Here is an 18703-nt window from a genome sequence, read left to right on the forward strand (position 1 = left end):
GCCCGGGGTGCCGGGCCGGGTGGGGCAGGTCCGTGGATGCGGCGTCCCGTCGGGTGTTGTCGCTCATCCCACTTCCTCACAGCGCCTTGGACGCGGAAAACGTCACATCCGCGTGCGGACGGTCCGCGGGCCGCCGCTCCGGAACCGCGTCGGGGCCGTCGCCGTACTCCCCGTGGTCCCCGTGCGCGTGGTCCGCGTTGTCCGTGTGATCCCCGTGGTCCCCGTCGTCGTACTCCAGGATCTCGGCCAGCCGCCGCAGCCCGCGGTGGGTGGCCATTCTCACCGATCCGGCCCGTTTCCCGAGCACTCGCGCAGCACTGGTCGAATCGAGCCCCATCACCACCCGCAGCAGCACCGCCTCCGCCTGCTCGCGCGGCAGCGCCGCGATGGCGGCCAGCGCCCGGTCGGTCGCCACCGCGTCCAGCGCCTCGCCCGCCGTGTCGGCCCGGTCCGGCAGCTGGATCAGGTCGTCCACCCCGCCGCCCGGCACCGGCCGCCGGCTGCGCGCCCTGATGTGGTCCAGCGCGCGGTTGCGGGCGATCCTGGCCGCCCAGCCGCGTATCGACCCGCTGCCGCCGCGGTAGTTGGGCAGGTCGCGGGCGATCTGCAACCAGGCCTCGGACGCCACGTCCTCGGCGTCCACCGGCCCGACCAGGCTGCGGACGTAGTTCAGCAACTGCGGCTGGACAGCCCGGTAGACGGTACGGAACGCGCCCTCGTCGCCCCGCTGCGCCGCGCTGACGGCGGCCTCCAGAGACTCGTGCACTTCCACGTCGGGCCCCACCCCCTCGAACACACGGCCAATCCTGCCTCATGCGCGGCAGTGACACTTTTGCTCTGGGATACGCCGTACAAGTCGGCGGCCGGGGACGCTCCTGTGGGGGGAGGCGGCCCCCGGCCGTCGTCACTTTCCGTACGCGCTTTCCCGCGCGGCCCGCCGGAGAATGCCCCGCGCGCCTGCCCGCGGAAGGCGGCCGGGTCAACACCGCGCCAGGGCACGGCTCCGTACGGGTGAAGTTCGCACACCTGCCTGCCCCGTTCGAACCTGGCGCGCCTACAGTGGAGTTCTCCCCCCGCCGAATCAGCCGTACGAGGCCGCCGTACGTCCCCGCCGTCACGGATCGGCCTCACGCCCCGCCCCTGCCGTACGGGTTCGCCCTGTGCCCGCCCCGCCCACGACTCTGGAGCCCGCTGCTGTCCAGCGACACCGCGTCCGACGCTCCGCCGTCCCCGCTGACGCGGCTCAACCAGGCGCCGCCCGCCGCCGCGGAAGCGGCGCTGCTGGCCTGCTGCGGCAGCAGCCGGTGGGCCCGCCGGATGGCCGCGCACCGCCCGTACCCGACCGTCGAGACCCTGCTCGCCGCGGCGGACGAGGCCGCGTACGACCTGACGCCGGGCGATCTCGCCGAGGCGCTGGCCGGCGAGGCGCCCACGGCGTTGACCGACCGGGGCGGCCTGACCGTGCACACCGCGCTGCGCGCCGCCCACGCGCACTACGAGGCCAAGTTCGGCCACGCCTTCATCCTCGCCCTGGACGAGCGCACCGCCGCCGACCCGGGCGCCGCCCTGGACCAGATGCTGGTCAGCCTGCGTGAAAGGCTCGGGCACGACGAGGACGAGGAGCGGGTGGCCACCGCGCGGCAACTGCGCCGGCTCTGCCGGGCCCGGCTGATCCGGCTGGCGGGCGGCAGCGGCGAGCCCGGCCGCCCCGACGGGTTCGACGGGTTCGGCCGCCCCGACGCGTTCCGCGCTTCCGGCGCTTCCGGCGGCGGGCCGACGGACCAGTCCGTGCGCGCATTCGAGGCCGCGCGTTCACCCGACCGTGCGGGATCGATCACACCTGGCCCACCCCGCGGTACTCAGGCCGTATCGCGTCGCTACGATGGCCGGGGCCGGTGGACCGTACCCGGCCGGGCGTGACCGACACCCCTAGCCGGCACCCCTCGCCCCGCTCCCGGAGGGTTTTTTCCGTGCCGGCTGGAACGCTGTACCGCGGCCGGGAAGGCATGTGGTCGTGGGTGGCTCATCGAGTCACCGGTGTCCTCATCTTCTTCTTCCTGTTCGTACATGTCCTCGACACCGCCCTGGTGCGGGTCTCCCCCGAGGACTACGACAAGGTCGTCGCCACCTACAAGACCCCGATCGTCAGCCTGCTGGAGTACGGCCTGGTCGCCGCGATCCTCTTCCACGCGCTGAACGGCCTGCGGATCATCGCCGTCGACTACTGGACCCAGGGCCCGCGCTACCAGAAGCAGATGCTCTGGACCGTGGTCGGCCTGTGGGTCCTGCTGATGGTCGGCGCGATCTACCCCGTCCTCGGCCACGCCGCTCGAGTCCTGTTCGGGAGCTGAACGACACATGGCCACTGACATCACCGACGCCGTCGAGCTGACCGGCTCCAGCGTCGCCCCGTACAGCCCGCAGAATCCCGCGCCGGTCATCGAGCCGCCGCGGGCCCGCACCAAGCGCACCCCGCGCAGCAGCCGCACCAACTTCGAGATGTACGGCTGGCTGTTCATGCGGCTGTCCGGTGTGGTGCTCGTCGTACTGGTGCTCGGCCACCTGCTGATCCAGCTGGTCCTGGACGGCGGTGTGCAGAAGGTCGGCTTCGCCTTCGTGGCGGGCCGCTGGGCGTCGCCGTTCTGGCAGTACTGGGACCTCGCCATGCTGTGGCTGGCGATGCTGCACGGCGGCAACGGTCTGCGCACCGTCATCAACGACTACGCCGAGCAGGCCAACACCCGCGTCTGGCTCAAGACGCTGCTGTTCACCGCAGTGGCGTTCACCATCGTGCTCGGCTCGCTGGTGATCTTCACCTTCGACCCGAACATCCGCTAAGCCAGGGCTGGACAGGGAAAGCGACCCCATGCAGATCCACAAGTACGACACCGTCATCGTCGGCGCGGGCGGCGCCGGTATGCGCGCCGCCATCGAGGCCACCAAGCGCAGCCGCACCGCCGTCCTGACCAAGCTCTACCCGACGCGCTCCCACACCGGTGCCGCCCAGGGCGGCATGGCCGCGGCCCTGGCGAACGTCGAGGAGGACAACTGGGAGTGGCACACCTTCGACACGATCAAGGGCGGCGACTACCTGGTCGACCAGGACGCCGCCGAGATCCTGGCGAAGGAGGCCATCGACGCGGTCCTCGACCTGGAGAAGATGGGCCTGCCCTTCAACCGGACGCCCGAGGGCCGGATCGACCAGCGCCGGTTCGGCGGCCACACCCGCAACCACGGCGAGGCCGCGGTCCGCAGGGCGTGCTACGCCGCCGACCGCACCGGTCACATGATCCTCCAGACGCTCTATCAGAACTGCGTCAAGGAGGGCGTGGAGTTCTTCAACGAGTTCTACGTCCTGGACCAGCTGCTGACCGAGGTCGACGGCGTGCAGCGCTCCGCGGGCGTGGTGGCGTACGAGCTGGCCACCGGCGAGATCCATGTCTTCCAGGCGAAGGCCGTGATCTACGCCTCCGGCGGCACCGGCAAGTTCTTCAAGGTGACCTCCAACGCGCACACCCTGACCGGCGACGGCCAGGCCGCCGTCTACCGGCGCGGGCTGCCGCTGGAGGACATGGAGTTCTTCCAGTTCCACCCGACGGGCATCTGGCGGATGGGCATCCTGCTGACGGAGGGCGCCCGCGGTGAGGGCGGCATCCTCCGCAACAAGGACGGCGAGCGCTTCATGGAGAAGTACGCGCCCGTCATGAAGGACCTGGCCTCGCGTGACGTCGTCTCCCGGGCGATCTACACCGAGATCCGCGAGGGCCGCGGCTGCGGTCCCGAGGGCGACCACGTCTACCTCGACCTGACGCACCTGCCCCCGGAACAGCTGGACGCGAAGCTGCCCGACATCACCGAGTTCGCCCGCACGTACCTGGGCATCGAGCCGTACACCGACCCGATCCCGATCCAGCCCACCGCGCACTACGCCATGGGCGGCATCCCCACCAACGTCCAGGGCGAGGTGCTGCGGGACAACACCACCGTCGTGCCCGGCCTGTACGCGGCCGGCGAGGTCGCCTGCGTGTCCGTGCACGGTGCGAACCGCCTCGGCACCAACTCGCTGCTCGACATCAACGTCTTCGGCCGCCGTTCCGGCATCGCCGCCGCCGAGTACGCCCACGCCAACGACTTCGTGCCGCTGCCCGAGGACCCGGCCTCGCTGGTCGTGGCCCAGGTCGAGCGGCTGCGCTCGGCCACCGGCAGCGAGCGGGTCTCCGACATCCGGCGCGAGCTGCAGGAGTGCATGGACGCCAATGTGATGGTCTTCCGCACCGAGCAGACCATCAAGACCGCCGTCGAGAAGATCGGCGAGCTGCGCGAGCGCTACCTCAACGTGTCCATCCAGGACAAGGGCAAGCGGTTCAACACCGACCTGCTGGAAGCCGTCGAGCTGGGCAATCTGCTCGACCTCGCCGAGGTGATGGCCGTCTCCGCGCTGGCCCGCAAGGAATCCCGCGGCGGCCACTACCGCGAGGACTATCCGAACCGCGACGACGTCAACTTCATGCGGCACACGATGGCCTACCGCGAGGTGGACGACGCGAGCGGCGCCGAGTCGATCCGCCTGGACTACAAGCCGGTCGTGCAGACCCGCTACCAGCCGATGGAGCGTAAGTACTGATGAGCACCCCGAGCACTCCGACGCTGGACAAGCACTCGGCGGCCCTGGACGCCGCCGAGGTCGGCGCGGCCCACCTGATCACGGTCACCCTGCGGGTGCGCCGCTTCAATCCCGAGGTCTCGGCCGACGCCGAGTGGGTCGACTACCAGCTGCCGATCGACCCCAAGGAGCGCGTCCTGGACGCCCTCCACAAGATCAAGTGGGAGATCGACGGCACCCTGACCTTCCGGCGCTCGTGCGCCCACGGTGTCTGCGGTTCCGACGCGGTCCGCATCAACGGCCGCAACCGGCTCGCCTGCAAGACCCTGATCAAGGACATCAACCCCGAGAAGCCGATCACGGTCGAGCCCATCAAGGGCCTCACCGTGCTCAAGGACCTCGTGGTCGACATGGACCCCTTCTTCCAGGCCTACCGCGATGTGATGCCCTTCCTCATCACATCCGGCAACGAGCCGACCCGCGAGCGCCTCCAGTCCGCCGAGGACCGCGCGCGCTTCGACGACACGACCAAGTGCATCCTGTGCGCCGCGTGCACCTCGTCCTGCCCGGTCTACTGGAACGACGGCCAGTATTTCGGCCCCGCGGCCATCGTCAACGCCCACCGCTTCATCTTCGACTCGCGCGACGAGGGCGGTGAGCAGCGCCTGGAGATCCTGAACGACAAGGACGGCGTCTGGCGCTGCCGCACCACCTTCAACTGCACGGACGCCTGCCCGCGCGGCATCGAGGTGACGAAGGCGATCCAAGAGGTCAAGCGAGCCCTCATCACCCGCCGCTTCTGACCCCTCGCCCGCACCCGAGGCCCGCCTCCCACCCCTGGGAGGCGGGCCTCGGCCGTGCGCGTCCCGCGGACGGCTGACCGGTCAGGCGGCGGGGCGGGGGGTTTGGAGAATGCCGTTGATCAGGACGTGGAAAGCCCAGGTCATACGGGCCTCACCGGCGCCGGTGAAGAGCTCGGGGCCGAGGGCCGCGACGTGCGGGTGGGTGGAGGGGAAGGCGGTCAGGACCGCCACGGTCAGGGCGTCGTCCTCGTCGGCCCCTGCCGCGGACCCCTCGCGGGTGCTCTGCTCCGCCGCCGTCGAGGTCGCGAAGTGCAGCAGGAGGTCGACGGCCCAGGCGGCTCGGTCGGCGTGACCCCGGTCTTCTTCCGGACCACCGGCGGCGGCCTCGGCCACGCCATGACGATCAGCCTCGTCGTCCTGGCCCTGACCGCCGCCTGCGTCCCCGCCGTCGCTCTCCTGCCGCGCCGGGCGCCGGCGGAGGAGGCCGGGGCACCGGTGGCGTAAGGCCCCGTCACAGCTGGCTCACGATCGTACGGTCGGCGATCTCCTTGTCGCGGGACAGCAGCAGCGCCGTGCTCAGGATGTGGGTCAGGGTGGGGTCGCAGGGCCGGCCGTCGACCGTCCACAGCAGGCGGCGGGCGAGGGTCCCGACCGGCGGGTGGTCGAGGCGGCGCTCGCGCCAGGCGGCGTACGCCCACTGCCTGCGGGCCAGGAACTGCCGGTCGAAACGCTCGGTCTGGTGAGCAGGCTCAGCGCGGCCAGGCCGCGGGTGTGGCCGTCGTCGGAGTCGGGGGCGGAGGGCGTCGCGGAGGCGCCTGCGTGCGTCAGGTGCGGGACGCTGCGAGGTGGAGCTCACTCCAGCGCAAGTCCCGCCCCGGACGCGGCCGGCTCGCGTACCGGTGCCGCCGTGGGAGCGGGCGCGGGCTCGGGTCCGGTCGCGGGAAGGAGCGCGGGCGAGCCGACCGCGGGCAGCGTGATGTGCACGGTGAGGCCCTGGCCGGGTGCGGTGTCCAGGGCGACGGTGCCGTGGTGGGCCTGGACGACGGCCTGCACTATGGCCATACCCAGGCCCGCGCCGCCGGTGTCGGGGGCGCGCTCGGGGTCGGCGCGGAAGAACCGGTCGAAGGCGCGGGCGGCGTCCCGCGGGTCGAGCCCGGGGCCGGAGTCGGCGATCCGCAGCCGTACCGCGGACTCGTCGCCCTCGACCTCGATGACCAGCAGGCCGTCCGGCGGGGTGTGGACCCGGACGTTGCTGAGCAGATTGCCGATGACCTGCCGCAGCCCGGCCTCGTCGCCGAGCGCGTACGCGGTGCGGTCGTCGGACGGCAGCAGCAGGCTCTGCGGGCGGCCGGGCTGCTGCGCGGCGAGGTCGGCGGCGGCGTCACGTACCAGGGCGCAGACGTCGACCGGCTGGAAGTCCAGCGCGGGGCGTTCCTCCAGCCGGGCGAGCGCGAGGAGTTCGTCCACCAGCCGGCTCATCCGGGTGGCCTCGGCGGAGACCCGGTGCAGCGCGCGCTCCTTGTCGTCGGCGTCGAGCATGCCCTTCTCGTAGAGCTGGAGGTAGCCCTGGACGGAGGCCAGCGGGGTGCGCAGCTCGTGGGAGGCGTCGGCGATGAAGTGCCGCAGCTGGGCGGTGGCGCGTTCGCTCTCGGTGAGGGCGGTCTCGATCTGCTGGAGCATGGCGTTGAGGGCGGTGCTGAGCTGTCTGACCTCGCTCGATCCGTGGCGTGCGGTGGCGATCCGCCGCGACAGGTCGCCCTCGGCGATGGCGGAGGCGGTCTCGACCATGGTCTCCAGCGGGCTGAGCCGCCGCCTGGCGGCGGTCAGCGAGCCCACGGCGAGCAGCCCGAGCAGGGCGAGCCCGGCGGCCGACTCCCAGATCAGCAGCTTGTGGATGGCGTGTTCGAGCCCGCTGTAGCGCATGCCCTGGACGACCATGCTGCCGTCGGTGAGCCGGGTGACGATCACCCGGTAGTCGGTGCCGTCGGCGCGGACGTTGACGGCTTTGCCGCTGCGGGCGAGCGCGGCCGGGTCGGACAGGGCGCCGGTCAGGTCCTTGCGGATCCGGCTGTTGGCGCCGCCGCTGTTCTCGCACACCGACGAATTGCTGCCGTCGGAGTCGAGCACGACGAAGAGGTCCTGCTTGAAGGCCTTGGCGAAGGACAGCCCGCCGTCCTTGCCGTCCTGGAGGATGCCGGCCAGGGTGCACAGCTGCTGGAGCCCGTCCGCGGTCACCGGTGCGCTGCTCACCGAGCGCTGCGAGTCGCGCAGGGTGTTGTCGATCTCGCTGCCCAGCACCATGTAGGTCGCCATCACGCTGAAGGCGGCGGTCGCCAGCAGCCCGAGCGCGACGAAGGCCACGTTGGCGAGGGTCAGCCGGGCGCGCAGGGTCCTGGGGCGGGGCAGCAGGCGTCGTCGGGTCACGGTGTCACGCCTGTTCCACCGCCCGCAGCCCGTAGCCGATGCCGCGCCTGGTCTCGATCAACGGCGGTCCGAAGCGGTCGAGTTTGCGCCGCAGATAGGAGATGTAGGTCTCGACCACCGTCGAGGGCACCACCGTCTCGTACTGCCACACGTGCTGGAGCAGCTGCTCCTTGGAGATGATCCGGCCGGCGTGCCGCAGCAGGTGCCGCAGCAGGTTGTACTCGGTGGGGGTCAGTTCGACGGGCTGGCCGGCCCTGCGTACGGAGTAGGTGGCCTCGTCCATCTCCAGGTCGCCGTGCCGCAGCACCCGGTCGGTGACGCCGGTGCCGCGCCGGGTGCGGCGCAGCACAGCGTGTACCCGGGCGACGACCTCGTCCACGCCGAAGGGCTTGGTGATGTAGTCGTCGCCGCCGAGCCCGAGCCCGGCGACCACGTCGCGCGGGGCGTCGCGGGCGGTGACGAAGATGATGGCGAGGTCGTCGGCGCCGGTCTCCGCGGCCCGCTCGGCGGCGTGTTCGGCGCGCAGGGCGCGGCAGACCTCCCAGCCGTTGCCGTCGGGCAGCATCACGTCGAGCAGCACGAGGTCGGGCCGGTGGGCGCGGACCGCCGCCAGTGCCTCCCGTCTGGTCGCGGCGCAGTGCACCGTGAAGCCGTTGTAGCTGAGCGTGATCCGCAGAATGTCCGCGATGGCGGGCTCGTCCTCGACGACGAGCACCCTCGGAGCCGTGCCGACAGCTGTCTCCATACGGTCAAGTATCCGCACCCGGAAGGGCGCCTGCGGGCGCGAACTTTGGAGTTCCTTGAGAGAAGTCGTTTCGGCTTGGTCCGGGTCGGGAGGACCACTGAGTCTGGAGGGGGGCGAGTGGAGATCATCCGACAAGATCACGTGTCGGACACGTGTGACGACGACGAAGGTGGGGGATAGATCGTGGCCGCTCTGGCGCGATGGTGCTTCCGGCACAAATGGCTGGTGATTCTGCTGTGGGTGGCGGCGCTGCTCGGCGCGGGCACGGCGGGCAGGATCGCGGGCGACACCTACTCGAATGTGTTCTCGCTCCCCAACACCGAGTCCAGCAAGGTCATCGACCTGCTGGACAAGGCGGTGCACAGCCAGTCCGGCGAGTCCGACACCGTGGTGTGGCACGTGGACTCCGGTTCGGTGCGGGACGCCTCGGTGCAGCAGCGGATCGCCCCGATGCTGGACAGGATCCGGCATCAGAAGGACGTCGGCCAGGTCGGCAGCCCGTACGACAAGGCGGGGGCCGCGCAGATCAGCAAGGACGGCCGGACGGCGTACGCGACGGTGACGTACACCGTGCTCGGCTCCAGCCTGGACAAGTCGCAGGTCCACGACCTGGTCGACACCGCGCACGACGCGCACACCGACGGGCTCCAGGTGGAGCTGGGCGGCAACATCATCGCCTCGGTCGAGGAGCCGCCGGCCGGGCTGAGTGAATTCGTCGGCATCGGCGCGGCCGCGGTGGTGCTCTTCCTGGCGTTCGGCTCACTGTTCGGCATGCTGACGCCGATCGTGACCGCGCTGTTCGCCATCGGCATCTCGTCGTCGATGATCACCCTGCTCACCCACACCATGAACGTGCCGGACTTCGCGGGGCAGCTGGCGATGCTGGTCGGCCTCGGGGTGGGCATCGACTACGCGCTGTTCATCGTGACCAGGCACCGCAAGGGCATCCTGAGCGGCAAGTCGCCGGAGGAGTCCGCGGTCACGGCGGTGAACACCTCGGGCCGTGCGGTGCTCTTCGCCGGCGGCACGGTCTGCATCGCGCTGCTGGGCATGTTCACGGTCGGCCTGAGCCTGCTCTACGGGGTGGCGATCGCGGCCGCGATGACCGTGGTGGTGTCGGTGCTGGCCGCGATCACGCTGCTGCCCGCACTGCTCGGGGTCTTCGGGATGCGGGTGCTCAGCCGCCGCCAGCGGCGCAAGTTCGCCGCGAGCGGTCCGCGGACCGGGGACGCGGTCGGTGCCGCGATGCGCTGGTCGACCTTCGTGCAGCGGCACCCGCGGGCGCTGGCCGCAGTCGCCGTCGTGGTCATGGCGGTGCTGGCGATCCCGACCCTGTCGCTGCGGCTCGGCTCGTCCGACCAGGGCAACGACCAGAAGTCCAGCACCACGCGCAAGGCGTACGACATGCTCGCGGAAGGTTTCGGGCCCGGCTTCAACGGGCCGCTGACCATCCTGGCCGAGGTCCCGGGCGGCGCCCGCGACAAGGCGGCGCTCGACGGCCTGGTCACCACGCTGGGCCACACCAAGGGCATCGCCTACGCCGCCGCGATGCCGATGCAGCCGGACAGCACGGTGGCGCTGGTCCGCGCGGTGCCGACGACGTCCCCGCAGGACAAGGACACCACCACGCTGATCAACCATCTGCGGGACGAGGTGGTGCCGGCCGCCGAGCGGGGCAGCACGATGAAGGCCTACGTCGGCGGGCCGACCGCGACCTTCAAGGACTTCGCCTCGGTGCTGGGCAGCAAGATGCCGATCTTCATCGGGGTGATCATCGCGCTGGGCTTCGTGCTGCTGCTGCTCGCCTTCCGCAGCCTGGTCGTTCCGCTGACGGCGGCGGTGATGAACATGGTGGCGGCGGGCGCGTCCTTCGGCGTGCTGGTGGCGACCTTCCAGTGGGCGTGGGGCGGCAGCCTGCTGGGTGCGACCCGGCAGGGGCCGATCGACGCCTTCCTGCCGGTGATCATGCTGGCGCTGCTGTTCGGCCTGTCGATGGACTACCAGGTCTTCCTGGTCAGCCGGATGCACGAGGAGTGGGTCCACACCAAGGACAGCGCCCGCGCGGTGCGGGTCGGCCTGGCCGAGACCAGCCGGGTGATCAACTCGGCCGCGGTGATCATGATCTGCGTCTTCGGCGCCTTCGCGCTCAGTGGAGTACGGGTGCTGGGCATGTTCGGCATCGGGCTCGCGGGGGCGGTCGCGCTGGACGCGTTCATCCTGCGGACGGTCCTGGTGCCGTCGCTCATGCACATGTTCGGCAAGGCGAACTGGTGGCTGCCGGCCTGGCTGGACAAGCGGCTGCCGCACATGGCGGTGGAGCCGGCCGAGGACGAGCCGACGCCGGGCGGCAACCAGGCGTCGGACATGGCGCTGGCCTCGTCCGCGGACTGACCACCCGCTTCATCCGGGAGACCTCCCCGTGCCAGGGGAGGCGGACCCCCGCAGAACCGGCCCGGCTCGGAGCAATCCGAGCCGGGCCGGTTCCTTTTCCGCACCCGCTCCCCCGCAGCGCGCCTCACCCCGGGTCGGGCGTCACCGCCCAGCGCCGGACAGGGCCGGCATCTGGATGTACGACAGCGGCGGCTTCGGGTTCCGGCTCGGCGAGGACCCCCTGGGCTGCACACCCAGCGTGCTCACCCCCTACCGGACGCGGTCGGCGCGGCTGCGCTGCGTCAGGCTGGACCTCGACGTCCCGTGCGGGGATGCCCTCACTTTCGGGCGGGCGCCCGGTCCTGCCGCTGCGGCTCGGTGACCGCGGGCGGCTGGTCGCGCCGCAGTGCGCGCAGGCCCCGGACGCCGATGGCGCCGATCACCGTGCCGAAGACCGTGGAGACCACGGCCAGGGTGAGGTGGATCCAGAAGTACGCGGTCGGCGACGAGTGGTCGCCGTCGTGGAAGGCCAGACCGCTGGTGTCCTTCCACAGATTCTTCACAAAGGTGACCCAGACGATCCACGACCACACCCCGAAGGCGGCGAGGAACCAGGACACCGGGCGAGTGAGCTTCATACGTCCCAGTATGGGCGGCCCCGGAGGGTGCCCCGCGGCCGGGGCGGGGTGACCCCGGCGGCATCTCCGCCCGCGCGCCGTGTTGACCCTGGCGGCGGGAGTGACAGCTGAGCCCTGTACGTTCTTGCGGGTGCTTATGCCTCAGACCGCATCTGCCCGCCGCACACTGCGCCGCCGCGTCCTGGCCGTCGCCGCGACCGCCGCGCTGCTGGGGGGCACCGTATTCGCCGGCACGGCGGGGGCCGCGCCGGGACGCGGGCCCAAGGTCCCGCAGCCGCCCGCGCGGATGTCGACGGTCGGCGGCGACCGGCTGGCGGTGCCGGGCACCCAGGTGGACCTGTCGGGCGGTGCGCCCCCGCTGCCCGCCAAGGTGACGGCCCGGTCGTGGGTCGTGGCGGACGCCGAGACCGGCGACATCCTCGCCGCGCACAACGCGCACTGGCAGCTCGCCCCCGCCAGCACGCTGAAAATGCTCTTCGCCGACGCGGTGCTGCCGAAATTCCCCAAGACCGAGCAGCATGTCGTCGCGGCCACCGACCTCGCGGGCATGGGCGAGGGCAGCAGCCTGGTCGGAATACAGGAGAACCAGGGCTACTCCGTCAAGGATCTGTGGCTCGGCGTCTTCCTGCGCTCGGGCAATGACGCGGTCCATGTCCTCGCCGCGATGAACGGCGGCGTGCCCAAGACGGTCGCCGACATGAACGCGATGGCCAAGGAGCTGCAGGCGGGCGACACCAATGTCGTCACGCCCGACGGGTACGACGAGCCGAACCAGCACAGCAGCGCCTACGACCTCACGCTCTTCGCCCGCCAGGGCCTGCAGAACCCGGACTTCCGCGCCTACTGCTCCACCGTCGTCGCGCAATTCCCCGGCGACTACAAGAAGGACAAGAACGGCAAGCCGACCAAGGTCCGCGGGTCCTTCCAGATCCAGAACACCGACCGCCTGCTGAGCGGCGACTACGACCTGGCGCGCTACCCGGGCGTCGCCGGGGTGAAGAACGGCAACACGACCAACGCCGGCGCCACGTACACCGGTGTCGCGCAGCGCGACGGCCGCACCCTGCTGGTCACCGTGATGAATCCGGAGCCCAAGCACAACCAGGTCTACCGGGAGGCCGGCGCGCTGCTGGACTGGGGCTTCAGGGCCGCCGCCACCGCGAAGCCGGTCGGCACCCTGGTGCCGCCGCTCAGCCAGGTGAAGGCGTCGGCCTCGGCGGCGCCCCAGCCGGGCGGCACGGGAGGCAAGCGGATCGACGCGTCCGCGAGCGGCGCGTCCGCGTCCTCCTCGCACGGCCTGTGGACGGCCGCCGGCGTCGCCCTGGGTACGGCGCTGGTGCTGGCGGTCGTCGTCACCGCCATCCGCCGCAGGCGCCCGCTGCCGGCCGGCGAGGCGGACGGGGAAGCGTCCGAGAGTGCCCCGGCGGAGCCCGGCAAGGCGTCCGAGGAGACCCCCGCGGAGCCCGGCGGCCACCGCCGCCGCAAGCGCCGGCGTTAGGCCGCGCTCCGGGGCATCCAGCGGTGCGCGCCGCCCTTCTCCAGGTCGACCTTGGCCGTGGGCTCCTCCGGCTGCAGCGGGTCGGGGGCGTGCCGCGGGGTGACGGTCCAGGCGGCGCAGTAGAGCAGCAGCTTGGCCATGAAGTTGAACCACAGCAGCAGGGCGACGGGCGTGCCGAAGGCGCCGTAGATGTTGCGTCCCGCCACCCGCTGGAGGTAGCCGGCCAGCGCGACCTTGAGGACCTCCAGGCCGACCGCGCCGATCAGCGCGGCCACGACCACGGACTGGCGCGGCGGGTCGACGCCCGGCATCAGGGTGAGCAGATAGACCAGGATCAGGAAGTCGGCGATGACCGCGATCACGTAGCCGACGATTATCAGCAGGACCCGCCCGGCGCTGTTCTGCGACAGGCCGATCTGGTTCGCGGTCCAGTTGACCGCGGCGGTGGCGAAGCCGGACGCGCCCAGCGAGACGAGCACGGCGATGCCGAGGCCGAAGAGGATCCCGGCGTCGGTGAGTTTGCTCATCACCACGTTCTGGTCGTTCTTGTCCTTGAGCCACACCGCCCGCAGGCAGTCCCGCAGCGAGCTGACCCAGCCGATGCCGGTGAAGAGCAGCACGGCCGACGCGATCAGGCCGACGGTGCCGGCGTTCGCGACCAGGCCGTTGATGTCGATCTGGTCGGCGATCCCGGGGATCTGCTCGGTGACCTTGTTCTCCAGCTTGTCGAGCCGGCTCTGCGACAGCAGCGCCGCACCCAGTGCCGCGGCGACGGTGATCAGCGGGAAGAGGGACAGGAAGCTGGTGAAGGTCATCGCGGCGGCCAGCCGCGTCCAGTGCACCTCTTCCAGATGCGCGAACGCCCGCCACGCGTGCGTCCGCAACCCGCGGTCCACCAGCGGCTTGAGGCGTCTGTCGTACCACGGCCCGAGCCGTGGACCGATCCACGGGATCCGGGTCAGCCAGTCCATGGAGGTCGGTTACCCTCGTCCACCCGTCGCACGCCACGGGTCCGCCGGGTGGCGGTACGGAAGACCAGGGTGCGGGTGCCCCAGAAGCGCAGGGCGGTGGCCAGCACCATACCGACGCCCGCACCCGAGACGACGTCGGCGCGCGGACTGGTGAAGCCCAGCGCATAGTGCGAGCAGGCCAGGCACAGCAGCTGGACGGCGGCGCCCGCGGCGTTGACGGCGAAGAAGACGCCGTAGCGCCGGGCCCGCCCCGCGGCCGGGGCGCGGCGGCGGTAGGTGCCCAGCGCGTTGCCGAGGTAGGCGACCGTGCACCCGGCCAGGAAGGACAGCGACTTGGCGGTGAGCGGCCCGAATGCGGCGTGGCCGCGCAGCCAGACGAACAGCCCGAGGTCGGCGGCATAGGCGGCGCCCCCGGCCAGTGCGAAGCCGGCGATCTCGGGCAGCAGGGCGCGCAGCCGGGCGGTACGGGTCCCGGCGGGGCCGCGCGTGCGGCGGGGCGACTCGGTGCGTGCGCTCATCTGTTGACCGCGGCGAGCACATAGAGCGCGCCCCAGGCCAGGCCGATCACCACGAGGGCGCGGTCGCGCAGCAGTACGTCCTCGGGGGCGCCGGCCGAGCCGGCGTCGGCGAAGACGGCGTAGCGCAGCACCGAGAGGATGAACGGGACCATCGACAGTTGACGCCACGGCAGCCAGCCGGAGGCCGTACCGCCGGTCTCCATCGCCCACAGGCAGTACGCGAGCACGCCGACGCCCGCCGCGAGCTGCCAGACGAAGCGCAGATAGCCCGAGGTGTACTCGCCGAGCAGGGCGCGCGAGGCGCCGACGTCGCCGCCCTCGGCGGACATCAGCACCAGCTCGGAGTAGCGCTTGGCGGCGACCATGAACAGCGCGCAGAAGCCGGAGGTGATCAGGAACCAGCGGGACAGTCCGATGCCCAGGGCGAGTCCGCCGGCCATCGCGCGCATCAGGAAGCCGGTGGTGACGATCGCCAGGTCGATGACCAGCATGTGCTTGAGCCAGACGCAGTAGGCCAGCTGCATGACCACGTAGCCGGCCAGCAGGCCCGCGGTGTCGGCGTTGCACATGACCGCGGCGGTGGCGGGCGCGGCCACCGCGAGCAGGCCGCCCGCGGTATAGGCGGCGGCGACCGGCACCTGCCCGCAGGCCACGGGCCGCAGCCGCTTGACCGGGTGGGCCCGGTCGGCGTCGGCGTCCCGGGCGTCGTTGATCAGATAGACGGCCGACGCGCACGCGGTGAACAGCACCAGGACGACGCCGAGCTGTACGGAGTCGCGCAGGGACAGCAGCCGCCCGGCGGCGAAGGGCGCGGCGAGCACCAGGCCGTTCTTGACCCATTGCCGCGGCCTGGCGGTCCGCACCAGGCCGGCGCCGAGCCCGCGCGCGGGCCTGGCGCGTACCGCGATCCCGGCGACTCCTGCCGCGCCCGTGGTCTCCTCGACCATGACCGCCGACGGTTCACCCACGGGGACCACCGCCCATGGCGAGCGCGACGCCCCTTTCGGGTACGGCGAACCGGCCGAATCCGGCGCCCCCGCCCGGGAGCGCGCCCAGCGCCCAGCCGCGGCCCAGCCGGGCCGCCGCGGCTCCCAGCAGTGCGCCGCAGGCGACGTCGCTGGGGTAATGGACGCCGGCCACGAGGCGGGAGACGCATATGGCGGCGGCGAGCACGGGCACGGCCGCCCGCCCCGGCAGCAGGGCGCCGAAGGCGATCACGGCGGCGGCCGAGGAGGCGGCGTGCGAACTGGGGAAGCTGTGCCGGCCCGCGGTGCGCACCAGCGGGGCGGCGCCCGGGATACACGGGCGGGGGCGGCGTACCAGCCGCTTGACGCCCATGCTCGTCAGATGGGCCGCGCCGACGACGGCGGTGGCGCGCAGCCACGCCTGGCGGCGTTCGCGGTCAGCGAGGGCGCCCGCGGCGCCGGCGGCCACCCATACGGCGCCGTGCTCGCCCGCCTGCCCGAGTACGCGTACCGCGCCCGCGATGTGCGGGTTGCCGCCGCAGTCGCGCAGGGCGGCGAGGAGGCGGCGGTCGAGGTGACCTGCGGCGGTCGGCGGCCGGCGGCCGGCACGACTGCCCGGCGCCGACGGGAGCCGGCGGTCGGCGTGACCGGGGACGGTGCGGTCGTCGGGACTGGGAGCGCCTGGCACAGGCCTGCGGTCGGCGTGGCCCGGCGCGGTCGACGGGGGCCGGGATATCGAGGTGCCGCGCTGTGCGGCGGAGTCGGCTCTGCGCATCGGCGGTTTCTCCCTCCGCGTGGTGGTCCCGCGGTGATGGCCGCGAGGCCCGTCCCGCGGGATGTCCGCGGGCCGGCCGCGGAGCCCTTCCGCGGTGCGCACGCGGGGCGTGCGCGCACTGTCCGCGGCCGGTGGGCGGCTCGCCGCACCGCGCTGCGTCCAGCCCCGAGTGATTACCGTGCGGGCCGCAGGCTCACGCAGCAGCACTCACCCTTTACGGTGAGAAACGCGGCATAACCCCCTTTTGGTATCTTCCGGGCGATACGGTCGGCGATATGCCCGTACCCTTCGCCGTCGAAGCCACCTCCGTCACCGGCTGGGGCCGCACCGCGCCCAGCTCCGCGCAGGTGCTGCGCCCCGGGTCGTACGAGGACGCGGTGCGGGCGGTGCGCGAGTGCGGCGGGCGCGGGACGATCGCCCGCGGGCTCGGCAGGGCGTACGGGGACGCGGCGCAGAATGCCGGCGGCGCGGTGCTCGACATGACGGGCCTGGACCGCATCCACGAGATCGACGCGATCAACGGGCTGGTGGTGTGCGACGCGGGTGTCTCGCTGCACCGGCTGATGGAAGTGCTGCTGCCGCTCGGCTGGTTCGTACCGGTCACCCCCGGCACCCGCTATGTCACCGTCGGCGGGGCGATCGGCGCCGACATCCACGGCAAGAACCACCATGTCTCGGGCTCCTTCTCCCGCCACGTCCGCGCCGTCGAACTGCTTACCGGCGACGGCGAGACCCGGCTGGTCACCCCGGAGGACGAGCCGGAGCTGTTCTGGGCGACGGCCGGCGGCATGGGCCTGACCGGCATCGTGCTGGCCGCCACGATCGAACTGCTGCCGGTGCAGACCTCGCTGATGACGGTGGACACCGAGCGGGCCGCCGACCTGGACGACCTGTTGGCCCGGCTCACCGCCGACGACCACCGCTACCGCTATTCGGTGGCCTGGATCGACCTGCTCGCCCGCGGCGCCAGGACCGGCAGGGCGGTGCTGACCCGCGGCGACCACGCCCCGCTCGACGCGCTGCCCGCCCGGCTGCGCGAGGAGCCGCTGGCCTTCCGCCCCGGGCGGCTGCCCGCGCCCCCGCGCCACCTGCCCGAGGGCCTGCTCGGCCGGCGCAGCGTGGGCCTGTTCAACGAGTTCTGGTACCGCAAGGCCCCGCGCGAGCAGCGCGGCAGGCTGCAGAAGCTCTCGTCCTTCTTCCACCCGCTGGACGGCCTGCCCGAGTGGAACCGGATCTACGGCCGCGGCGGCTTCGTGCAGTACCAGTTCGTCGTCGGCCGCGGCGAGGAGGAGGCGCTGCGCCGGATCGTCCGGCGGATCGGCTCGCGCCGCTGCCCGTCCTTCCTGGCGGTGCTCAAGCGCTTCGGCGACGGCGATCCGGGCTGGCTGTCCTTCCCGATGCCCGGCTGGACCCTCGCCCTGGACATCCCGGCCGCGCTGCCGGGCCTGGCCGCCTTCCTCGACGAGCTGGACGACGAGGTCGCCGCAGCAGGCGGCCGGGTCTATCTGGCCAAGGACGCGCGGCTGCGCCCCGACGTGCTGGCCCGGATGTATCCGCGGCTGGACGACTTCCGCGAGCTGCGCACCCGCTACGACCCGCGCGGCGCCATCACCTCCGACCTCGCCCGCAGGCTGGGCGTATGAGCCCGGCCCCCATCCCCGAGGAGAGCCCATGAAGGACGCCTTCGGCGCGCCGCAGTCCCTGCTGGTCCTCGGCGGCACCTCCGAGATCGGCCTGGCGACCGCCCGCCGGCTGATCGCCCGCCGCACCCGCACGGTCTTCCTGGCGGGGCGGCCGTCCGCGGCGCTGGAGTCCGCCGCCGAGTCGCTGCGGACGCTGGGCGCGCTGGTCCGCACCGTGCCCTTCGACGCGCTCGACCCCGGTTCGCACGAGGACGTGCTCGGCAAGGCCTTCGCCGAGGGCGACATCGACATGGTGCTGCTGGCCTTCGGGGTGCTCGGCGACCAGGCCCGCGACGAGCAGGATCCGCTGGCCGCCGTGCACGTCGCCCAGGTCAACTACACCGGGGCGGTCTCCGCGTCCCTGGTCTGCGCGGCGGCCCTCCAGGCGCAGGGCCACGGCTCACTGGTGGTGCTGTCCTCGGTCGCCGGCGAGCGGGCCCGCCGGGCCAACTTCATCTACGGCAGCAGCAAAGCGGGCCTGGACGCCTTCTGCCAGGGCCTGGCCGACGCCATGCACGGCTCGGGGGTGCATGTGATGACGGTCAGGCCCGGCTTCGTCCGCACCCGCATGACGGCGGGCCGCCCCGAGGCCCCCCTCGCGACCACGCCCGACGTGGTGGCGACCGCCATCGAGCTGGGCCTGCGCCGCAGAAGCGGCACGATCTGGGTCCCGGGCACCCTCCGCCTCCTGATGTCCGCCCTCCGCCACCT

At 72.3% G+C, this 18703-nt stretch carries 19 protein-coding genes; 9 read left to right on the plus strand and 10 right to left on the minus strand.

Annotation, left to right across the window (positions count from 1 at the left end; genetic code table 11):
- Nucleotides 1-76: 76 nt before the first annotated feature.
- Nucleotides 77-796: an RNA polymerase sigma factor gene (locus V7E46_RS23630; protein ID WP_333770294.1), complete on the minus strand. Its 720-nt coding sequence runs from the start codon at nt 794-796 to the stop codon at nt 77-79.
- Between the two features lie 263 nt (nt 797-1059).
- Between V7E46_RS23630 and V7E46_RS23635 the strand changes: the two genes are divergently transcribed.
- Genes V7E46_RS23635 through V7E46_RS23655 form a run of 5 tightly spaced genes read left to right on the plus strand, consistent with a single transcriptional unit; the run spans nt 1060 to nt 5406 of the window.
- The gene (locus V7E46_RS23635; protein WP_333770295.1) at nt 1060-1920 is read left to right on the plus strand and encodes a 2-oxo-4-hydroxy-4-carboxy-5-ureidoimidazoline decarboxylase; all 861 of its coding nucleotides are present in this window, start codon (nt 1060-1062) and stop codon (nt 1918-1920) included.
- 50 nt (nt 1921-1970) lie between these two features.
- Nucleotides 1971-2351: a succinate dehydrogenase, cytochrome b556 subunit gene (sdhC, locus tag V7E46_RS23640; protein WP_329175369.1), complete on the plus strand. Its 381-nt coding sequence runs from the start codon at nt 1971-1973 to the stop codon at nt 2349-2351.
- A gap of 7 nt (nt 2352-2358) precedes the next feature.
- Complete coding sequence (locus V7E46_RS23645) at nt 2359-2838, plus strand: succinate dehydrogenase hydrophobic membrane anchor subunit (protein WP_329175371.1); 480 nt, start codon at nt 2359-2361, stop codon at nt 2836-2838.
- A 28-nt stretch (nt 2839-2866) separates the two neighbouring features.
- Nucleotides 2867-4624, plus strand: a complete 1758-nt coding sequence (sdhA, locus tag V7E46_RS23650; protein WP_329175374.1) for a succinate dehydrogenase flavoprotein subunit — start codon at nt 2867-2869, stop codon at nt 4622-4624.
- Nucleotides 4624-5406, plus strand: coding sequence for a succinate dehydrogenase iron-sulfur subunit (locus V7E46_RS23655; protein WP_329175375.1), 783 nt, complete (start codon nt 4624-4626; stop codon nt 5404-5406). Before sdhA ends, V7E46_RS23655 begins: the two co-directional genes overlap by 1 nt.
- An 81-nt stretch (nt 5407-5487) precedes the next feature.
- On the opposite strand, the gene V7E46_RS23660 is transcribed toward V7E46_RS23655, so the two are convergent.
- The 4 genes from V7E46_RS23660 to V7E46_RS23675 form a co-directional block, all read right to left on the minus strand.
- Nucleotides 5488-5799, minus strand: coding sequence for a hypothetical protein (locus V7E46_RS23660; protein WP_333770296.1), 312 nt, complete (start codon nt 5797-5799; stop codon nt 5488-5490).
- A 118-nt stretch (nt 5800-5917) separates the two neighbouring features.
- Nucleotides 5918-6262, minus strand: a complete 345-nt coding sequence (locus V7E46_RS23665; protein WP_333770297.1) for a DUF4132 domain-containing protein — start codon at nt 6260-6262, stop codon at nt 5918-5920.
- A complete protein-coding gene (locus V7E46_RS23670) occupies nt 6259-7830 on the minus strand; it encodes a sensor histidine kinase (RefSeq protein WP_333770298.1) in 1572 nt (523 codons plus the stop codon). The genes V7E46_RS23665 and V7E46_RS23670 overlap by 4 nt, the downstream gene beginning before the upstream one ends.
- Before the next feature lie 4 nt (nt 7831-7834).
- Complete coding sequence (locus V7E46_RS23675) at nt 7835-8575, minus strand: response regulator transcription factor (RefSeq protein WP_329175390.1); 741 nt, start codon at nt 8573-8575, stop codon at nt 7835-7837.
- A 183-nt stretch (nt 8576-8758) separates the two neighbouring features.
- On the opposite strand from V7E46_RS23675, the gene V7E46_RS23680 reads away from it, so the two are divergent.
- Nucleotides 8759-10966 carry an MMPL family transporter gene (locus tag V7E46_RS23680; RefSeq protein ID WP_333770299.1) on the plus strand — a complete coding sequence of 736 codons (2208 nt, stop codon included), beginning with the start codon at nt 8759-8761 and terminating at the stop codon, nt 10964-10966.
- 317 nt (nt 10967-11283) lie between these two features.
- On the opposite strand, the gene V7E46_RS23685 is transcribed toward V7E46_RS23680, so the two are convergent.
- Nucleotides 11284-11583 (minus strand): SCO4848 family membrane protein, encoded by a 300-nt coding sequence (locus tag V7E46_RS23685; protein WP_333770300.1) that lies wholly within the window; start codon nt 11581-11583, stop codon nt 11284-11286.
- A 136-nt stretch (nt 11584-11719) separates the two neighbouring features.
- Between V7E46_RS23685 and V7E46_RS23690 the strand changes: the two genes are divergently transcribed.
- Entirely contained in the window at nt 11720-13081 is a 1362-nt protein-coding gene (locus tag V7E46_RS23690; protein ID WP_333770305.1) for a D-alanyl-D-alanine carboxypeptidase family protein, read from the plus strand.
- On the opposite strand, the gene V7E46_RS23695 is transcribed toward V7E46_RS23690, so the two are convergent.
- From V7E46_RS23695 to V7E46_RS23710, 4 genes are read right to left on the minus strand one after another with little or no spacing between them, the layout of a single operon-like run.
- Complete coding sequence (locus tag V7E46_RS23695; RefSeq protein ID WP_333770301.1) at nt 13078-14052, minus strand: YihY/virulence factor BrkB family protein; 975 nt, start codon at nt 14050-14052, stop codon at nt 13078-13080. The genes V7E46_RS23690 and V7E46_RS23695 overlap by 4 nt on opposite strands.
- Nucleotides 14040-14570: a GtrA family protein gene (locus tag V7E46_RS23700; RefSeq protein ID WP_329175397.1), complete on the minus strand. Its 531-nt coding sequence runs from the start codon at nt 14568-14570 to the stop codon at nt 14040-14042. Before V7E46_RS23700 ends, V7E46_RS23695 begins: the two co-directional genes overlap by 13 nt.
- Nucleotides 14567-15517, minus strand: coding sequence for a decaprenyl-phosphate phosphoribosyltransferase (locus tag V7E46_RS23705; RefSeq protein WP_333770306.1), 951 nt, complete (start codon nt 15515-15517; stop codon nt 14567-14569). The genes V7E46_RS23700 and V7E46_RS23705 overlap by 4 nt, the downstream gene beginning before the upstream one ends.
- 13 nt (nt 15518-15530) lie before the next feature.
- A complete protein-coding gene (locus V7E46_RS23710; RefSeq protein ID WP_333770302.1) occupies nt 15531-16310 on the minus strand; it encodes a phosphatase PAP2 family protein in 780 nt (259 codons plus the stop codon).
- A gap of 275 nt (nt 16311-16585) precedes the next feature.
- Here V7E46_RS23710 and V7E46_RS23715 point away from each other — a divergent pair, with 275 nt between their 5' ends.
- Both V7E46_RS23715 and V7E46_RS23720 read left to right on the plus strand, forming a co-directional pair.
- On the plus strand, nt 16586-17953 hold the full coding sequence (locus V7E46_RS23715; RefSeq protein WP_333770303.1) for an FAD-binding oxidoreductase: 1368 nt from the start codon (nt 16586-16588) through the stop codon (nt 17951-17953).
- 28 nt (nt 17954-17981) lie between these two features.
- Nucleotides 17982-18703: decaprenylphospho-beta-D-erythro-pentofuranosid-2-ulose 2-reductase (locus V7E46_RS23720; RefSeq protein WP_333770304.1), on the plus strand; the 722-nt coding region annotated here is incomplete at its 3' end.

Origin of the sequence: Streptomyces sp. IBSBF 2435 (assembly GCF_036815005.1) — a bacterium.
Lineage (GTDB): Bacteria > Actinomycetota > Actinomycetes > Streptomycetales > Streptomycetaceae > Actinacidiphila.

Excerpts from the sequence above, each read along its gene's own strand:
- V7E46_RS23645 (WP_329175371.1), top strand. The coding sequence starts at position 2,359 with ATGGCCACTGACATCACCGACGCCGTCGAGCTGACCGGCTCCAGCGTC.
- sdhA (WP_329175374.1), top strand. The coding sequence starts at position 2,867 with ATGCAGATCCACAAGTACGACACCGTCATCGTCGGCGCGGGCGGCGCC.
- V7E46_RS23655 (WP_329175375.1), top strand. The coding sequence starts at position 4,624 with ATGAGCACCCCGAGCACTCCGACGCTGGACAAGCACTCGGCGGCCCTG.
- V7E46_RS23675 (WP_329175390.1), bottom strand. The coding sequence starts at position 8,575 with ATGGAGACAGCTGTCGGCACGGCTCCGAGGGTGCTCGTCGTCGAGGAC.
- V7E46_RS23685 (WP_333770300.1), bottom strand. The coding sequence starts at position 11,583 with ATGAAGCTCACTCGCCCGGTGTCCTGGTTCCTCGCCGCCTTCGGGGTG.
- V7E46_RS23690 (WP_333770305.1), top strand. The coding sequence starts at position 11,720 with ATGCCTCAGACCGCATCTGCCCGCCGCACACTGCGCCGCCGCGTCCTG.
- V7E46_RS23695 (WP_333770301.1), bottom strand. The coding sequence starts at position 14,052 with ATGGACTGGCTGACCCGGATCCCGTGGATCGGTCCACGGCTCGGGCCG.
- V7E46_RS23700 (WP_329175397.1), bottom strand. The coding sequence starts at position 14,570 with ATGAGCGCACGCACCGAGTCGCCCCGCCGCACGCGCGGCCCCGCCGGG.
- V7E46_RS23705 (WP_333770306.1), bottom strand. The coding sequence starts at position 15,517 with ATGGTCGAGGAGACCACGGGCGCGGCAGGAGTCGCCGGGATCGCGGTA.
- V7E46_RS23710 (WP_333770302.1), bottom strand. The coding sequence starts at position 16,310 with ATGCGCAGAGCCGACTCCGCCGCACAGCGCGGCACCTCGATATCCCGG.
- V7E46_RS23715 (WP_333770303.1), top strand. The coding sequence starts at position 16,586 with ATGCCCGTACCCTTCGCCGTCGAAGCCACCTCCGTCACCGGCTGGGGC.